This window comes from Stenotrophomonas sp. GD03958, assembly GCF_029839005.1.
GTDB classification, from domain to species: domain Bacteria; phylum Pseudomonadota; class Gammaproteobacteria; order Xanthomonadales; family Xanthomonadaceae; genus Stenotrophomonas; species Stenotrophomonas hibiscicola.
This window is the reverse complement of record NZ_JAOBZT010000034.1, coordinates 24831-40747: the sequence shown is the minus strand read 5'-3', so window position 1 is coordinate 40747 and position 15917 is coordinate 24831. Positions and strand designations below refer to the sequence as shown.

Genomic DNA, 15917 nt, shown 5'->3' with positions numbered 1-15917 from the left:
GCGAACGCGAGCAGGTCGGCATTGAACTGGTCGGCGTGGGTGATGGTCAGGCCATGCGGCGCACCGGCGTACACCTTCAGCTCGGCATCCTTGATGATCTGCGAGGACAGCTTCGCCGAGGCATCGAACGGCACGATCTGGTCGTCATCGCCGTGTGCCACCAGCGCCGGCACGTCGATCTTCTTCAGGTCTTCGGTGTAGTCCACTTCCGAGAATTCGTGCACGCAGTCGTACTGGCCCTTGACGCCACCGAGCATGCCCTGCAGCCAGAACGCATCACGCATGCCCTGGGTGACGGTATTGCCATCGCGGTTGGCACCGAAGAACGGTGTGGTCAGGTCCTTGAAGAACTGCGAGCGGTCACCGCCCGTGCCCTTGCGGATGCCGTCGAACACCTCCAGCGGCGTGCCGGCCGGGTTGGCATCGGTCTTCAGCATCAGCGGTGGCACCGCGCCGACCAGGACCACCTTGGCCACGCGCTTGCTGCCGTGGCGGCCGACGTAGTGGGCCACTTCGCCGCCGCCGGTGGAATGGCCGACCAGGATCGCTTCCTTCAGGTCCAGCGTCTCGATCACTGCAGCCAGGTCATCGGCGTAGGTGTCCATGTTGTTGCCGTCCCAGGTCTGGCTGGAGCGGCCGTGGCTGCGACGGTCATGGGCGACCACGCGGAAGCCGTTCTGGCCCATGAACAGCATCTGCGGATCCCAGGCATCGGACGACAGCGGCCAGCCGTGGGCGAAGACGATCGGCTGGCCGGTACCCCAATCCTTGTAGAAGATGCGGGCGCCGTCGGCGACGGTGATGAAGTTGCTCATTGTGGTTTCCTTGGCGGAAGGGAGGGACGGCCGCGGCGTGGATGCCGGAGCCTCCGGCAGTACAGCGCAGCGCCAGAGCGGCGACTTGCACGGCTGTGCTGGATTGCCCCTGATGTGACGCATATCGCTCTAGCACGAAGCCGTTCCGGCATTGACGATGGCGGCTGCCCTGTCGAGGAGCCTGCAATGTCGAATGCGTTCTGGAGCCTGTGGGTGTGCCTGCTGCTGACCACGGCGGCGCACGCCCGGACCAACGTCTACAAATGCGTGGACGGGCCGCATCCTGTCTACCAGCAGACGCCGTGCCAAGGGCGTGCGGAATGGCGCTGGGAGGTGCCGCCGGAGCCGCCTTCGACAGGTGCGACCGTGGCCAAGCCAGCGAGCCCGGCCTCAAGCCGCCCGCGTGTGGTACGGCAGGCGCGTGCACGGGCTGCACTGATATCGATCAGCGCGGATCCTGCCGCCTGTGAGCGCGCGCGGCAGCAACGCGCAAAGGTGCTGGCCAATGGCAAGCGCATGGACTTCGTGCAGCGCCGGCAACTGGACGATGCCGTGCATGAGGCGTGTCGCTGAAACGAAATGGTGCTGGAAACGACAACGGCGCCCGCAGGCGCCGTTGGACAGGATGCGAGGTGCTGGACCTCAGCGACCGTCGCTGGCCGTCGCCGGTGCCGGCGAGGGCACGCTGTCCGGCTTGGGCAGGCTCAGCTCCGGGTTGCCCTGTTCGGCCTGCAGGATCTGGATGCGGCGCTGCAGGGCGTCCAGCTGGCTGTTCGTGCTCTGCACGTCGCTGCTCAGGCTGACTGCCTGCTGCTGGGCCTGCTGCAGGGCCGCGCTGACCTGGGCCGACTGCGCCTGCTGCTGTTCCATTTCCTGCTGCAGGGTGCGCAGGCGTTCCTCGTTGTAGGCCACCAGGCGCTCGGTATAGCGCTTGCCGGCTTCCAGGCGGGTGGTGTCGATGTAGACCTGGGCAAGCTGCTCGGACTGTTGCGCGAAGGTGCGGTAGACACGCTCGGCGTTGTCGACGGCGTCAGTCTTGATCACCCGCCAGAAATTCTTCTCCTGGAACAGGGCGACGTAGTAGGTCAGGGTATTGGCGTTGAACAGCAGGCTGGCGCCGTAATTGCCGTTGTAGGTGGTGCGCAGCTCGGTCAGCTGGCGGGCATCCATCAGCTGCTTGAGCTCGTCAACGGTATTGCGCACCATCGGTGCGCTACGCGCGGCCGGCTCTGCGGCAGCTTCGCGGTCGCCACGGGCAGCCATCGCCGCTGGTGCCACCAGCATCATGCTCACGGCCAGCAGTGCCGCGCCGTACGCGCGCCGGGCGAAGACCGCGCCCCCTGAAGTTTCTCGCATGTCTAGACCATCCACGGATGAGTGTGGGTTGAGATGAAAGTGGTTCCCCGCCGGGAGTCTAGCATGTGCGCGGGCGCCGCCAAGGGCGCCCGTCACGGGTCAGTAGACCAGCTGTGCGGCGCTGCACTGGATCGACTGCACGTTGACGTCGGTGCGACCCAGTTCCAGGCCCAGCACGCTGGCCAGCAGGTTGGTCAGCAAGGTGCCGACGCTGTTGAGGACCGGGCGCAAGGCGGACAGGATCGGCTTCAGCAGCGTGCACAGCAGGCCGCTGCAGCTGACCGTGCCATCGGGGTTGGTGACGCCGGCGCCGCCGGTGCCGTCAAGGAACCCGGCCGGCGCGGTCTGTATGTACGAGGCCAGGTTGTTGCGCACGCAGCCGTTGTAGTCGATCAGGTTGCCCAGCAGGCTGTCGCAGCGGTTGATCAGCAGGCCGCCCACCAGCGAGCCGAGCAGTCCATCGAGCACGCCCAGTCCTTGACCGGTGACCGTCACCTTGAACGCATCCCAGACCGGACCGTCCTTGTGGCAGGTGGACAGGTTCAGCAGGCCACAGGCGTAGGGCAGGCCTCCGGGTACGGTCCAGCTGTTGAGCGGGGCCAGTTGCCGGCTGGCGTCGCCATCGCGCAGCAGTGGAATCAACTTGTCCACCTCATACCGGGTGTTCGGCGGGAAGGTGGCCTGCAGGTAACGGTCGGCCAGGGCCTTGGCCGTGTCGTTGGCACTCATGCCCTGCTTGGGTGAACTGAGCATGCCCGACAGCACGCGCAGCAGCTCATTGACAAGGTCGGATACTGCGTTGCCGAGAGCAAGTGGATTGATGCGCGTCGAGCCGGTTTCGCCAGCGGCCAGGGTGAGGTTCTGCGAGCTGGTCAGGGCCGGCAGCGTGATCTTGTCGTTGATCAGGGGTTGTCCGAGCAGTTTCAGCAGCTGTTCGTTGTTCAGCGTCGCGTCGCAGACATTGTTCTTCGAGAAACGCTGCGATGGATCGACGTTGCCGACGCAGGCCCGCAGGACCGACGAATCCACCTGGATGGTGGCTCTGGGTGGATTGGCGCCACACTGGATTCCGGTCAGCGTTCCCATTCCGTTGGCGACATCGACATGCAGCGGCAGGTGCAGGCGCGTGCCCAGCAGGTTCAGAAGTGGCCCCAGTGCGAACAGGTTGTTGCTGTCCACGTCTGCCACCAGCCTTACCTGCGCGTTGTAGGCGCGGCTGCCGACACCGCCGATGGCGATCGATGGCGGCTCGACCACGCCGGCCTGGATCTTGATGCCCAGCAGGTCCAGCCCCTTGACCGCCACGCCGTTGCCATCGTTGGCGATGGAGATCGCAGTGTTGATCAGGTTGAGCACGTTGATCTGTGACTCCAGTGCACTGCCGACCGTGCCGTCGGGCGAGACGACTTCGGCGAACAGGCCGCCGCCGCCGGACTGGCTGCCCAGCACGATGTTGAGCTTGTTGATGTCCAGCTGGGTGGCAACCAGGTCGGACAGGGCGCGCAGCTGCACGCCCACCGTGGAGTCGCGGCCGACCACGGTGGCGGTGGCGTCGACCAGCTGCGCCAGCGAAACCTTGTTGACCGACAGCAGGCGGTTGAAGTCGGCCACGCTGAGGTTGGCGCTGACCGGGATGTTCAACGCCTTGAGCAGGCCCGATGGCGTGATGTTGGCCTGGGCGAGGCCGTCATAGGAGAGCACGGTGGCGTTGGTCACATCCAGGCCGACCAGGCGCAGGGTTGACAGCAGTACCGAGTCGCCATTGGTGCGCAGTAGCTGCGAACCGACCGCGAACACCGCAGTCGGTTCGGAACGTCGGGCCACGGCCTCCACGCTGACGGTGGGCAGGGTGGTGTTCTGCCCGAAGAACGGCAGCACGCTGCGCTGCGCGACGACCTGCACGGCGTTGCGCGGGTTGCTGGCATCGATGGTGGTGACGAAGCGGTTGGCGGTGGTGCGGTTGGCGCTCCAGTTGCCGCAGCGGATCTGCAGGCTCCCTTCGAACGTGTTCTGGGTGAGTGCGCTGTGCCGCGCAGCGCTGTTGTCGCTGTTGTCCGAGGTGCACAGCTCCAGTCGTTGCGCTCCGGCCAGTGCGGCCAGATCAGCAACTTTCTGCGCATCGCGCTTGGCCCAGAGCAGGTAGCCGATCTCGATCAGGCCCAGCATCGCCAGCAACGCCAGCATGACCAGCATCATGGTGATCGACATGCCGCCCCGTGCGCGGCTGAAACTGAACTGGCGTGGGCGTTTCATGGCCTACCTCAGCGTCCGGATGAGGATGATCCCTTGGACTTGGCGACATCGGTCTCAAAAAAGTCCGGGATCTCGTGTTCGAAGCTCTTCATGTAGCGTGCGTAGCTCAGCGTCGCCTGGTCGCCGAGGATCGGCAGGTGCTGCCCGGCCTGCTGTCCGGACGCCTGCAGGCGGAACAGGTTGCGCGCGGTATCACCGATCTGGCTGCGGCCGGGTCGCGCGGTTGCAGCGTTGCCGTCGGTGATGTCCACTGCAGCAGGCGCCGCCTGCGGCACTGGTGCGGGCCGGGCCGCCAGGTCCACGGCGGGCAATGACTCGGACTGCAGCGGCTGCGCAGCCGGCGCTGCCGGTGTGCTGCGGCCAAGCATCTGTCCGGTGAGCGGCTGTTGCTGCGCCTGCACTGCGGCGGCCGGCAGCAGGCAGATCAGAGCGGGCAGCAGGCGTCGGGCCAGGGGCGTCGCGGTCATGGTGTGTTTCCGTTCGGGTGGTCGTTGGCGCTGAAGCGTTCCAGCATCGAGGGCGGCAGGCGCTGTGGATCGCGTTCGTCGCGGCTGTCGCGGCGCGGTTCCGCCGCCAGTCGCGTGACGCCGCGCGGGTTGTTGGTGGCGTCGCTGTCGACAGCGCGCACAGGGGGCGGCACGACCGCCGCAGCAGCCGCTGCGGCCTGGCGCTGCTGCAGGCGGGCCCGGATCTGCGCCGCCTGCTGCTGGATGCTGAGCCGGGTGTCCTTGTTGAGGTTGGCCTGCTGGGCGAGGCGCTCGGCGGTGGCGGTGTCGCCACGCAGCACCGCCCACAGGGCGAGGTTGGCGGTGGCCTTGGCATTGCCTGGGGACAGTTCCAGGGCCTTGGCCAAGGGTTCGCGCGCGCGCTCGAACTGCCCGGCGCGCAGCCTCGCATAGCCCAGATCGCCGAGATAGCTGGTATTCAACGGTTGCAGTTGGGTTGCCCGTGCCAGCGCCTGCTCGCTGCCGGCGTCGTCGTCTCGGCGCGCGGCGATCAGGCCGAGCCCATGCGCGGCTGCGGCGGCCTGGGGGCCGCTGCAAAGCGCGCGGTACAGTGCGATCGCGGCATCGGCCTGGCCGGTCTCTCGCAGCGCATCGGCCTGCAGCAGCCGCAATGCCGGCGGGTCGCCGTAACGCTGGCGGAAGGCGTCGACGTGGGCGAGCGAGGCATACCACGCGCCTTGCTGCTGCATGCGCTCGATCAACTCCAGGTACGCATTGCGGCTGTCCTGCGGTGCCGGTTCGGGCGCAGCCAGGCTGGGCGCGCGCAGGTACTTCGGCGTGGTCGACCCACAACCACTGGTGATGGCGGCGAGGGCAAGCAGCAGGCAGGAGGTGCGCAGGGCAGGCATCAGGGCGATCCCATCTTGGACAGGGTGGTGGCCAGCGCGACCAGCGCCGGCCCGGCGAGCACCAGCATCAACGCTGGCAGCAGGGTCAGCATCATCACCACGGTCATCTTCACCGAGAGCTTGCCGACCTTTTCCTTCAACGTGTTGCGACGCTGCTCGCGCAGGCGGAGGCTGAACTGCCGCAGGGGCTCCTGCACCGCACCGCCATGGGCATGCACCTGCAGGATCAGCTGCATCAGGCTGGTCAGGTCATCGTCGGCATAGACCTCGCTCAGCCGCCGCAGGGACTGCGCGCGCGTGCGGCCATGGGTATAGGCGACATTGGCCTCCTGAAGTTCGCTGCCGAGTACCGGCAATGCATCGCGAAGCTTGTCGCCGAGCGTCTGCAGGCTCTGGTCCATGCTGAAGCCTACGCCCTGCAGCAGGCGCAGCAGGTCGATCAGCAGCGGCAGCTCGGTTTCGACTGCACGCCGGCGCCGCTTCACCCAGGAAGAGAGAACGAATTTGGGCAACAGCAGTCCAGCGGCCAAGGCACCGATGATCACCATGATCCTGGCCAGCCCGGTGACGCTGCTGAAAGTCAGCACCAGTGCCAGCACCAGCACGGCCAGCAGCAGGCGCAGGCCGAGGTAGATGGCCGTACCGCGACGGGTGTTCCACCCGGCCAGATCCAACAGCAGCCGATCTTCATTGGCCAGCAATGCCGTTTCCAGGCGGCCGCCGCTGAGGGCACGACCGAAGCGTTCGAGCCAGCCCAGCGAATCGTGCCGTGCAGGTTCGGTGTCACGGGACGTCTCGCGCGGCTGCAGGGCGGTCTTCAACGTGGCCGTTGTACGCTGCTCACGATGGCTGCGTATCCAGCCGCCGATACCCAGCAGGGCGATGCCGGCAGCCAGCACGAGCAGGGAGAGGGCGAACCAGGCGCTGGCGCTCATCGGTCGTCTCCGGCTGGGCGGGGGTTCATAGCGATTTGGCCAGGCGATACAGCAGGAAGCCGCCGACAAGCTCCATGCCCAGTGCAAGCAGCAGGATCTTGTGGCCAAGCGGATCGTGCAGCACCGGCTGGAAGAAGTCCGGGCTGGCGATCGCCATCAGCACCGCGCAGGCCGGTGGCAGCAGGCCCAGCACCCACGCAGACATGCGTGTCTCGGAGGTCGTCGCCGAAAGCTCCTGCTGCGCCTGTTCCAGGTCGCGCATGAAATCACCCATGCGCTGCAGGATCTGGTCGGAGCGCCCGCCGATGCGCACGCTGACACCGATCACCACCGACAACACCTTCAGCACCTCCATGCGATAGGGTTGCGCGGCCTGCGCGAGTGCACGGTCCAACTCCATGCCGCTGCGCGCAAAGCGCACCGTGGTGTCCAGCAGCCCGCGCAACGGCGTGCTGGTCTGCATCGACGCAACCTGGAACGCGGCCTGCAGGCTGTTGCCCAGTGCAGTCAGCCGCACCAGGTTGTCGAGGAAGTCCGGCAGCTGATGCAGCAGTTGCGCACGCAGCTTCGTGGTCCGCCGCATCACCCACAGCCAGCAGCCAAGCAGGTACAGCAGCAGGGTCAGCGGAAACATCCACGCGGTGCCCAGCCGCGCCATCGCTACCACCGACAGTACCAGCCCCGGTACCAGCAGCATGATGGGGATTTTCCAGCCGATCTGCAGCCCTGCGCGCTGCAGCAGGCCATCCAGCGGCAGCACGCGGCGCCCGGTGCTGGCGGGCCGCGCCGGATCGTTGGCAGCGGTGACGGACGGCCCGGCGGGTGCCCCGCCCGTGGCGCTTCCGCGCGAAAGTTGCTGCTCGGCGTGCCGCATTGAAACCTGGCGTTGTTCACGGCTGCTGGCCGTGCCCCACAGCCAGGCTGCCAGCGCCAGCAGCACCGCGATGATGCTCAACATGCCCAGCAGCGCGCCGGTTCCCATGCTCAGAAGTCTCCGTAGAGCGATTCGCGCAGCTGTTGGCGGAACGGCTCCAGCTTGTGCGAGTGTGGATGGAAGCCCAGCCCGACCCAGCGATCGATCTCTTTGCCGTTGCCGTCGATCTGCAGTTCGTGGCGGAACATTTCCTGGGTGGTGATCAGGTTGTCGCTGACACCGGTGATCTCGGTGATCGATACCAGCACGCGGCGGCCGCTGCCCAGGCGCGAGATCTGCACGATGAAGTCGATGGCACTGGCGATCTGCCGGCGCAGGCTGTCCTCGCTGCCCTGGAAGCCGGCAAATCCAGCAAGCATCTCGATCCGGTACAGGCAGTCGCGTGGTGAATTGGCGTGGATGGTGGCCATCGAACCGTCGTGGCCGGTGTTCATGGCCTGCAGCATTTCCAGCACCTCGGCGCCACGCACCTCGCCCACCACGATGCGATCAGGGCGCATACGCAGGCTGTTGCGGACCAGATCGCGGATGCTCACCGCGCCATGGCCTTCGGCGCCACCGATGCGGCTTTCCAGGCGGACCACATGCGGGTGGTTGAGCGAGAGTTCTGCGGTGTCCTCGACGGTGATCACGCGCTCGTTCGCGGGGACGTAGCTGGCCAGGGCGTTCAGCAGCGAGGTCTTGCCGGAGCTGGTGCCGCCGGATACCAGGATGTTGCAGCGGCCCAGCACCATCGCCTTCAGCAGGGCGTGCATCGGTTCGTCGAAGGTGCCCTTGGCCAGCAGTTCATCGGGAGTGAATGGATCCTTGCGGAACTTGCGGATGGACACCATCGGTCCGTCCACGGCCAGCGGCGAGATGATCGCGTTGAGACGGCCGCCGTTGGGCAAACGCGCATCGACCATCGGGTTGGAGTCATCCAGGCGGCGCCCGAGCGGGGCCAGGATACGTCGCAGGATGCGCAGCAGGTGCGTATCGTCGGTGAATCGCTGGGTGGCCCGCTTGAGCTGGCCACCCTGGGAAACATGCACATCCTTGAAACCGTTGATCAGGATGTCTTCGATGGACGGGTCGTGCAGCAGGTCGTCCAGCGGGCCAAAGCCGGTCAGCTCCTTGACCAGGCCGTCGGCGACCACCTGCATCTCTTCTTCGTTGATCGGGATGCGCCACTCCTGGATGAAGCTCACCGTCTGCACCTGCACCCAGCGGGCGATGGTGTCGGGCGCCCAGGAATCGATGTCGATGCGCTCGTCCTCGATGCTGTTGAGCAGGTGCTCATGCGCTGCCGACAGCACCTTCTGGTACTGCTCGGTCTGCGCGAACGGCTGATGGCCCGGCGTGCTTTCGGGCAGCACCGGCCGGGCAACGGCATGCGGGAAAGGGGTTACCTTGTCTTCCATTGCGATCCACCCAGGGCAAGGGAGAGTCTTTCCCGCAGGCCCTGCGCCTGCACCCGGCAAGCGGCCGGGTCCAGGCGCGAAACCAGTGGGGCGAGGGCACGCAGATAGGGGTCACGCGGCGCATCCTGCAGCAGCAGGTGGCCCTGGCTCGCTGACAGGCGCACGCGTGGGCGCTCGGGAAGCGTGGCCAGCAGGGGCACCTCGAAGCGGCGCGCAATCTGCTCCGGGCTCATTCCGCTGCTGTCATCGTGGCGGTTGATCACCAGCTGCAGCCGCTTCTCGCGTTCGCGTTGCCCGGCAAGGTGCTTCAGTGCCTGATCGAGCGACACCAGCGTGGCGATCGAGGCATCTGTGACCAGCCAGATCTCGTCGGCCTGGTCCAGCAGCAGCGGTGGCAGCTGGCGCACCGGGCAGCCGCCGGCATCACACAGCACGCTGGCGAACACGGTGCGCAGGCGCTGCAGCAGCGCAGCCGGATCGGACGGCGGCACTGCGTCGCTTCCGCTGGCGCGGTCCAGCAGCACCAGCCCGGAATCGTGCCGGGCCATGGCCGTGCGGGCGAGGGTGGCGTCGATGCGGCTGGCGTTGCGCAGCGCGTCTTCGTAATGGAAGCGGCTGTCCAGATTGAGGTACAGCGCAAGGTCACCCGAAGGCTGGGCCAGTTCCATCAGCAGGCCGTCCTGCTGCACTGCCTCGCCCTGTGCCAGCGCACGGGTCTGCTGTGCCAGCACCGAAAGGTGCGCGGCCATCGTACTGGTGCCAACCCCGGCGCGCACGCCCAGCAGGACGATCAGGCGCGCCTTGTGCGCGTGCTGCGCGGCGGCAGCTGGTCGTGGTGACAGGGCACGACGCAGTGCGGCCTCGACACCGGCGTTGTCGCTGTCCAGGTCCAGTACGTCACGCAGGCCCGCCCGCAGTGCGATGACGACACCCTCTACCTGTCCGGCACTGGTGGCACCGACGGCAACCAGTGCCAGGTCCGGTTCTGTCTGTTGCAGTTGCTGCGCCAGCACGCTGGAGGCGGCGGCATGCTCGGGGCGGAAGTCGAGCAGCACAAGGTTCTGCGGCCCGCGGTGCAGGTCCTGTGCGGAGGTCGGGGCGCTGCTGTCCTGCCAGTGCAGGGTGGTGGTCGGCGGCAGTTTGGCCGCCAGCCGGGGCAGCAGTTCGCGATCCATTCCGTACAGGACCAGGTTCATCGGCGGTCCTTGCGGATGCAGCGGCTGGGCAGTGGCGTAGGGCATGGGCGTGGTATCGCAGGCATCATGGAATCAGCGTGAGAAGCCGGGTACCGGGTCCTGGCTGATTGGACCCAGCAGCCAGGCGCCCCATTCGGGCATGTGCGGCTTGGCTTCGCGGTCGCCGGGCAGTGGCAGTTCGGTGTTGCGGGCCAGCGGCTTCACCAGGCGTGGCGTGACGATGATCACCAGCTCCTTGTCCTGGCGCTTGTAGTCGAAGTTGCGGAAGAACGAGCCGATGACCGGCAGGTCACCCAGCAGCGGAATCTTGCCGACGCTGGAAACCACGTTGGAACTGACCAGGCCACCGATCACGAAGCTCTCGCCATCGCCCAGCTCGACCGTGGTGTCGGCGCGGCGGGTGGTGATCGATGGAATGTGCACGCCATTGAGCGCGATGGCGTTGCTGTAGTCCAGGTCGCTGGCTTCCGGCGCGACTTTCAAGGCGATGCGGTTCGGCGCCAGTACCGTCGGTGTCACGGTCAGGCCGATGCCGAAGGGCTTGTAGGTGATCGTGGTGGTGCCCAGCCCCTGCGGCTCCAGGATTGGCAGCTCGCCGCCGGCAAGGAAGCTGGCGCTCTGGCCGGACAATGCGACGAGGGTAGGTTCGGCCAGCACGCGCGCCATGCCATTGTTCTGCAGCAGGTCGACGTCGGCATTCCACAGGCCCTTGGTCGAGCCGAACACCAGGCGGAACGCCGAAGAAATGGGCGATTCGGCTTCGTTGCTGGAGTTGCCTTCCTGCATGCCGGGCAGGATGCCGGTGTTGCCCGGCAGCTGGCCGCCCGGGCGGGCGAATCCGTAGGCGAAGTTGCCATTGCGGTTCTGGAAGCTGATGCCGATCTGCTTCAGAGCGGTCTTGTTGAATTCGACCACCTTGACCTCGACCTGCACGACGCCGCCGCTGCTTACCGTCGATGCGTCGGCAAGCAGTCCGTCCTTGCCCAGGGCCATCGCGGCGGTCTTCTGTTCCTGCATGTGCGACAGCACACTGTCGGTGCTTCCCTGCAGCAGGCCCTGATTGTCCTGCTGGGTGAACACCAGTCCGTTCGCGCCCGCGTCGGCCGCGCCCTGCACCGCGCTTTGTACCCGCACCTGCAGGCGCTGTGGCTCGGCCTGCTTGCGGTGCCAGAGCAGGAGCGTGGTGGTGCCCGGTGCCTTGCCGACCAGCAGTGCCTGGCGCTGGCCGCGCAGCATCACGATATCGGCCACGCCCGGGTCGGCAATGGCCACCCGCTCCAGGTCACCCGGCAGGGGCCAGGGGCGCTGCTCGCGCGTCTGCAGTACCAGGTCGTCGGCGGCCACGCTCGTCGCCGGTGCCAGCAGCACCAGCAGCAGGGCCAGCCAGCGCTGGCGGGGGGAAGGGCGTGGACTGCGGCGACGTTCGGTCATGGATGCGCTCGATGCAGGTCAAAGGGAACCACGGGGGGCGGAGCTGTCACCCCGGATGATTTCGATACCCGATGCGCGCGGGGCGCTGCGCCGGGGTGCGAGTGTCCGTGCCGGGGCATCCTGGGTGCTGCGGGCCGGCGTGTTGCTGCGGCCGGCCAATGCATCACCGTCGATGCCGGCGTAGGCGTGATTCTCCGGCCGTTGCAGCGCAAGCTGCTGTTCCGCATCCAGCCCCCGCAGCGGATCGATCACACCGCGTGCCTGCGGGAACAGCGCCAGATCGGGCTGGCCGGGATCGGCAGGGTTGCGCAGGGCCAGGAACAGTTTGCCCTGCTGCGCACCCAGCAACAGCCGGTTGGCGTCGGCCACCGGTACCGCCAGTACCGCGCTGCGTGCCGGCTGGGTGGTCTCGCTGCCCGTGCTCTGGGTGCTGCTGCTTCCGGTGATGTCGGCGGCGCGTGGATCGTTGCGCGCATCGGCTTCAGTGCTGGCGACAGCGCCAGAGTTGGCCAGGGCGATGTCCTGCTGGCCATAGCTGAGCACGCGCAGGCGCGACAACAGCAGGCGCGTCTGTGCTGCATCGGCCGGCCCGCTGGCGTTGGGTTGGGCGTTGCGCAGGTTGAGGAACACGTCGACAAAATCGCCCGGCACGATGCGGTTGCCGGCGCCCACCAACTCGTCAACCGGTACCGCGAGTGCGCGCTCTCCGGGGCGCAGCTGCAGCGAGAATCCCTGCGCAAGCGCATTGCTGCTGATTGCCGTGCCTTCGGCAATGTCCTGCACCGGCACCTTTCCCACCACGGCGGAAATGCTGGAGGCGGCACCGGCAACCGGGGCGCTGCGCTGCGCCAGGCGCAGTCCATTGGCAGAAATGGGTTCGCCGGCCGGCAGTCGCGCCACCGCCTCCACCACGGTGATTGCCTGGGCTTCGCTCTGCGCGGCCGGGGCAACCGTGGCCGGCGCGGCTTGCCTGCGCCCGATCATCAGGGCGATGACCGCCAGCAGCACGGCCAACCCGATCAGGGCGACGGCGGCGATGCGGGTCAACTTGAGCATGGAACCGTCTCCTGTAGCGATCGTCAGTTGCCGCTGCCGAGGTCGAGTTGCGCGACCGCCACGCTGCGGATGGGAGCCCGCATTACCCACTTGTAGAGCGTGGCGGTGCCGGGCAGGAAGGGATGGCTTGCGTAGTCGTAGCTGACGGTCACGGTCATGCACTGGGCGCTGGCCAGTCCGGCGCAGGGCGCCTGCGCGGAAACCAGGATGGCGTTGCTTCCCCCATTGCTGCAGTCGACGGACTGCCCGGAGAAGTTCAGCAGCCACTGCATCGAGCTGCGCGCCGCAATACACGCCGCGGTACGACGTTCATTGGCGCTGCCATAGCGCAGCGATGCGCGCGCACCCTCGGCCGAAGCGGTTGCCAGCGTCTGCTGGGCCGCCATGATCATCACGCCGGAGAACGTAAACAGCAGCAGTGGCAGCAGGCCCAGCATGAGCATCAAGGCGAACTCGATGCTGGCCGCACCACGTTGCCGGCGCGGGTTGGGGGTGTTCATGGCACACCTCCATACGTAGTGATGAGGATCCAGGCGATGGCCGACACGGCCAGGTAGGCTGCATAGGGAATGCCATGGCGTCCCTGGCGGGCGTTCTGCATGTCGCGCAGCGCCGGGTGTGAATGCCACTGCGAACTGGCCCGGTTCAGCTGGGCTTGCAGGCCGATGGGCAGTACTGGACCCACCCGGCGTGACGCCAGCACCAACGCGGCATGTGCGCCCGCTGCGAGGCTGGCCGCGATCCAGATCGGCAGCAGTGTCTGCCAGCCCAGCATCAATCCCAGCACGGAAAAGAACTTGACATCCCCGGCGCCCATCCAGCGCAACGCATGGAACGGCAGCAATGCGACCAGGCCGAGCGCCGCGCCGGCAACGTGGGAAGCCCACGGCAGGCGCGGCGCGTTGAACTGTCCGGCGATGAGCACGACAACGGTGATCGCGCATGCGGACAGCAGCCAGGCGTTGGGCACCCGCCGGGCGTACAGATCGCTGATCGCGATCCGCAGGCATACGCCGATGGCCAATAAACCCAGCAGTGTCATCGCACACTCCGTCGCCCGTCAGTGGACGCTCAGCAGTTGCTGTCCCTGATCCAATCCAGGAGGCGGCTCAGGCGGGCGTGCTGCCTGAAGCCTTGTTGGCAAGCTTGGTGAGATTCTCAAAGAGCGTGCTGAAGAATGTCTGGATCTGCGTACTGCCCAGTGCGATCAGCACTCCCGCAATCACAGCGGCCAGCAGCCCGTACTCGAGCGCGGTGACACCATCTTCTTCCTTCAGGAACTTGCGGATCGATGCGTTCATGACGATTGTCTCCCTCTACCTGTCTGCTACAGGACACCTGTTGGGCGGTGGCCCGGCTCCGCCGGGATCGTCCGTGGACCTCCGCACGTCCTGGCGGAGGAGGCAAGGCGGGATGGACCCGCTGTGCTCAAGCAGGGTGATCGCTTCCAGGCGGGACGCCGTTCGCACAACCGCGACCGCGCGGCGCGGGGCCGGTGGTCGACGTGTCGAGCGATACGTGCATGGTCATGCTGTCCCCCTGGGTGCGGTCATTATCAAAGACCGGATCACCGTGTTATCGACTTTGCCTGAATGGCGGCCGGCTGCAACCGGAACCTATATGCAAATTCGGCAGAATCCCTTCGGTCCTTAATTTTTCACGCGGGTTCTGTGACGGAAATCCGTTCGCTCGCACAACGATTCATCGACGTGCAGATAATGTGATTTTGGGTTCAGTCGAATGCGAGAACTGTGCCAATCACGTCAGCATGATTTTCACGTCTGTATCCATCCTATTCAACGCGGGCAGATGTTTACCCCGCTGAATTATCGGGCATACTCGTATTCAAGTACTCGCGTTTCTTTTGGGGTGCGCACTTTGCTGGCGCGCATCCCGGCGATGGAAGAGATTCCATGAGAGGTGCGCGCCCTGTCAGGCAGTGGGGGCCGTATCGCACGACGGATAATCGGGGGACGACACTGTCATGGTCGATGGTGGGGTAGGAGACAGCGACGACAGCGGCCTGCGGTCGATCGACCTGGCGACGCTGAGCGGCGTGCTTCGTGTATGTGATGTTGAACTGCTTCTGCTCGATGGCAATGGGCCGCGGGCAGCCTTCGCTTCACGCGTGCACGAGGAGGCGTTGTTCTGCAGCATCAGCTGTGGATTCCATTGCCGTGGCCGCTTCATGCTGCCGCCGGACTGGGCGATGCTCGGCTATCTGCACGCCACCGATGAGACGCTGAGCTGGTGCCACGGTGTACCGCTTGCGGCGGGTATGGCGTTGACCGTGATGCCGGAGGGCATCAGCGAGTTCACCCTGAGCCCGGGCACGCACATGACGCTGATGCTGGTGCCGGCGGCGCGCGTGCAGCGCAAGCTGACCGAACTGAGCCTGCGCAGCACGCCACCGGCTGGGCAGGCACTCTCGTTGTTCAGCCTGGCCAACGAAGCAGCGCCGTTGGCGCGCCATTATCAGCAGCTGCACCTGCAGCTGGGGCAGGGTTCCGGCCTGCAGCCGGAAGAAGCCGAGCGGCTGCTGCATGAGCATGTGCAGGCACTGCTGGGCGCGGGTACCGCCGACCGCCCGGGCTGCAGCCGTGCGCGGCGCACACATTATCTGATTGCTCAGCGTGCCGAGAATTTCATGCGGCTCAACCTGCGCCGCAACATCTACATGAATGAAATCTGCGATGCCGCTGGCGTCAGCGAGCGCGGCCTGCGTTATGCATTCGAGGACCTGTTCGGCACTTCGCCGAACCGGTACCTCTCCATGCTGCGCCTGTGTGCCGCCTGCCGGAGCCTGTCGATGGCCGATTCCAGCCGCCGCTCGGTGAAGGCCATCGCGCTCAGCTGCGGGCTTTGGGACCTCTCGCGCTTCGCTGACAATTATCGCAAGGTATTCGGCGAACTGCCGCGCGATACCCTGATGCGCGCGCCCGCGCAGATCGGCCAGCCGGCCTGAGCCAAGGTCCCGCAAGGGTTTCCACGGCATTTGTGCCGGAATTGCGCATCCGTTTGCCGATCATGCTGCCGCTTCTGCATAGACGGCTGCCGGATCCGGCCGTGGATTTGCCGGAATGCGCGATTGCCGTGCCGGATTGAAGTGCGCCACCGCCGTTGCAAACGCTGAAATGTCAGTCACCTGCCTAACGGCAAGTCCACTGACATTCCAGTTGTTCGCCTA

16 protein-coding genes are annotated in these 15917 nt (G+C 66.3%); 2 read left to right on the top strand and 14 right to left on the bottom strand.

All coding sequences use genetic code 11. From position 1 onward, the window contains the following. Positions 1–815: alpha/beta hydrolase (locus tag N5C25_RS11730; protein WP_279936982.1), on the bottom strand; the 815-nt coding region annotated here is incomplete at its 3' end. A 186-nt stretch (positions 816–1001) separates the two neighbouring features. On the opposite strand from N5C25_RS11730, the gene N5C25_RS11725 reads away from it, so the two are divergent. Further along, on the top strand, positions 1002–1388 hold the full coding sequence (locus tag N5C25_RS11725) for a hypothetical protein (RefSeq protein WP_058982756.1): 387 nt from the start codon (positions 1002–1004) through the stop codon (positions 1386–1388). A 69-nt stretch (positions 1389–1457) separates the two neighbouring features. Here N5C25_RS11725 and N5C25_RS11720 read toward each other — a convergent pair whose 3' ends face one another. From N5C25_RS11720 to N5C25_RS11660, 13 genes are all read right to left on the bottom strand, one after another. Next, a complete protein-coding gene (locus tag N5C25_RS11720; RefSeq protein ID WP_279936981.1) occupies positions 1458–2171 on the bottom strand; it encodes a DUF2968 domain-containing protein in 714 nt (237 codons plus the stop codon). Between the two features lie 99 nt (positions 2172–2270). Continuing rightward, complete coding sequence (locus tag N5C25_RS11715; protein WP_279936980.1) at positions 2271–4424, bottom strand: TadG family pilus assembly protein; 2154 nt, start codon at positions 4422–4424, stop codon at positions 2271–2273. Positions 4425–4432: 8 nt separating this feature from the next. Then, positions 4433–4891 (bottom strand): DUF3613 domain-containing protein, encoded by a 459-nt coding sequence (locus N5C25_RS11710; protein WP_019659966.1) that lies wholly within the window; start codon positions 4889–4891, stop codon positions 4433–4435. Then, positions 4888–5778 carry a Flp pilus assembly protein TadD gene (locus tag N5C25_RS11705; protein ID WP_279936979.1) on the bottom strand — a complete coding sequence of 297 codons (891 nt, stop codon included), beginning with the start codon at positions 5776–5778 and terminating at the stop codon, positions 4888–4890. Before N5C25_RS11705 ends, N5C25_RS11710 begins: the two co-directional genes overlap by 4 nt. Next, positions 5778–6713 (bottom strand): type II secretion system F family protein, encoded by a 936-nt coding sequence (locus tag N5C25_RS11700; RefSeq protein ID WP_019659964.1) that lies wholly within the window; start codon positions 6711–6713, stop codon positions 5778–5780. The genes N5C25_RS11705 and N5C25_RS11700 overlap by 1 nt, the downstream gene beginning before the upstream one ends. Positions 6714–6738: 25 nt before the next feature. Next, a complete protein-coding gene (locus tag N5C25_RS11695) occupies positions 6739–7695 on the bottom strand; it encodes a type II secretion system F family protein (RefSeq protein WP_279936978.1) in 957 nt (318 codons plus the stop codon). Positions 7696–7697: 2 nt separating this feature from the next. Then, positions 7698–9047 carry a CpaF family protein gene (locus tag N5C25_RS11690; protein ID WP_058982321.1) on the bottom strand — a complete coding sequence of 450 codons (1350 nt, stop codon included), beginning with the start codon at positions 9045–9047 and terminating at the stop codon, positions 7698–7700. Then, positions 9032–10288, bottom strand: a complete 1257-nt coding sequence (locus N5C25_RS11685; protein WP_345781920.1) for a fimbrial protein — start codon at positions 10286–10288, stop codon at positions 9032–9034. The genes N5C25_RS11690 and N5C25_RS11685 overlap by 16 nt, the downstream gene beginning before the upstream one ends. 27 nt (positions 10289–10315) lie before the next feature. Then, positions 10316–11674, bottom strand: coding sequence for a type II and III secretion system protein family protein (locus tag N5C25_RS11680; RefSeq protein ID WP_279936976.1), 1359 nt, complete (start codon positions 11672–11674; stop codon positions 10316–10318). A gap of 18 nt (positions 11675–11692) precedes the next feature. Continuing rightward, on the bottom strand, positions 11693–12730 hold the full coding sequence (gene cpaB, locus N5C25_RS11675) for a Flp pilus assembly protein CpaB (protein ID WP_262213885.1): 1038 nt from the start codon (positions 12728–12730) through the stop codon (positions 11693–11695). A 23-nt stretch (positions 12731–12753) separates the two neighbouring features. Further along, positions 12754–13230: a TadE/TadG family type IV pilus assembly protein gene (locus N5C25_RS11670; protein ID WP_058982316.1), complete on the bottom strand. Its 477-nt coding sequence runs from the start codon at positions 13228–13230 to the stop codon at positions 12754–12756. Then, positions 13227–13772, bottom strand: coding sequence for an A24 family peptidase (locus tag N5C25_RS11665; protein WP_058982314.1), 546 nt, complete (start codon positions 13770–13772; stop codon positions 13227–13229). Before N5C25_RS11665 ends, N5C25_RS11670 begins: the two co-directional genes overlap by 4 nt. Positions 13773–13839: 67 nt before the next feature. After that, positions 13840–14031, bottom strand: a complete 192-nt coding sequence (locus N5C25_RS11660) for a Flp family type IVb pilin (protein WP_021204284.1) — start codon at positions 14029–14031, stop codon at positions 13840–13842. 683 nt (positions 14032–14714) lie between these two features. Here N5C25_RS11660 and N5C25_RS11655 point away from each other — a divergent pair. Beyond that, on the top strand, positions 14715–15695 hold the full coding sequence (locus N5C25_RS11655) for an AraC family transcriptional regulator (protein WP_021204283.1): 981 nt from the start codon (positions 14715–14717) through the stop codon (positions 15693–15695). The last annotated feature ends 222 nt before the right edge of the window (positions 15696–15917 follow it).

Coding starts and splice junctions, on each gene's coding strand:
- N5C25_RS11725 (WP_058982756.1), top strand. CDS start 1,002: ATGTCGAATGCGTTCTGGAGCCTGTGGGTGTGCCTGCTGCTGACCACG.
- N5C25_RS11720 (WP_279936981.1), bottom strand. CDS start 2,171: ATGCGAGAAACTTCAGGGGGCGCGGTCTTCGCCCGGCGCGCGTACGGC.
- N5C25_RS11715 (WP_279936980.1), bottom strand. CDS start 4,424: ATGAAACGCCCACGCCAGTTCAGTTTCAGCCGCGCACGGGGCGGCATG.
- N5C25_RS11710 (WP_019659966.1), bottom strand. CDS start 4,891: ATGACCGCGACGCCCCTGGCCCGACGCCTGCTGCCCGCTCTGATCTGC.
- N5C25_RS11705 (WP_279936979.1), bottom strand. CDS start 5,778: ATGCCTGCCCTGCGCACCTCCTGCCTGCTGCTTGCCCTCGCCGCCATC.
- N5C25_RS11700 (WP_019659964.1), bottom strand. CDS start 6,713: ATGAGCGCCAGCGCCTGGTTCGCCCTCTCCCTGCTCGTGCTGGCTGCC.
- N5C25_RS11695 (WP_279936978.1), bottom strand. CDS start 7,695: ATGGGAACCGGCGCGCTGCTGGGCATGTTGAGCATCATCGCGGTGCTG.
- N5C25_RS11690 (WP_058982321.1), bottom strand. CDS start 9,047: ATGGAAGACAAGGTAACCCCTTTCCCGCATGCCGTTGCCCGGCCGGTG.
- N5C25_RS11685 (WP_345781920.1), bottom strand. CDS start 10,288: ATGCCCTACGCCACTGCCCAGCCGCTGCATCCGCAAGGACCGCCGATG.
- N5C25_RS11680 (WP_279936976.1), bottom strand. CDS start 11,674: ATGACCGAACGTCGCCGCAGTCCACGCCCTTCCCCCCGCCAGCGCTGG.
- cpaB (WP_262213885.1), bottom strand. CDS start 12,730: ATGCTCAAGTTGACCCGCATCGCCGCCGTCGCCCTGATCGGGTTGGCC.
- N5C25_RS11670 (WP_058982316.1), bottom strand. CDS start 13,230: ATGAACACCCCCAACCCGCGCCGGCAACGTGGTGCGGCCAGCATCGAG.
- N5C25_RS11665 (WP_058982314.1), bottom strand. CDS start 13,772: ATGACACTGCTGGGTTTATTGGCCATCGGCGTATGCCTGCGGATCGCG.
- N5C25_RS11660 (WP_021204284.1), bottom strand. CDS start 14,031: ATGAACGCATCGATCCGCAAGTTCCTGAAGGAAGAAGATGGTGTCACC.
- N5C25_RS11655 (WP_021204283.1), top strand. CDS start 14,715: ATGGTCGATGGTGGGGTAGGAGACAGCGACGACAGCGGCCTGCGGTCG.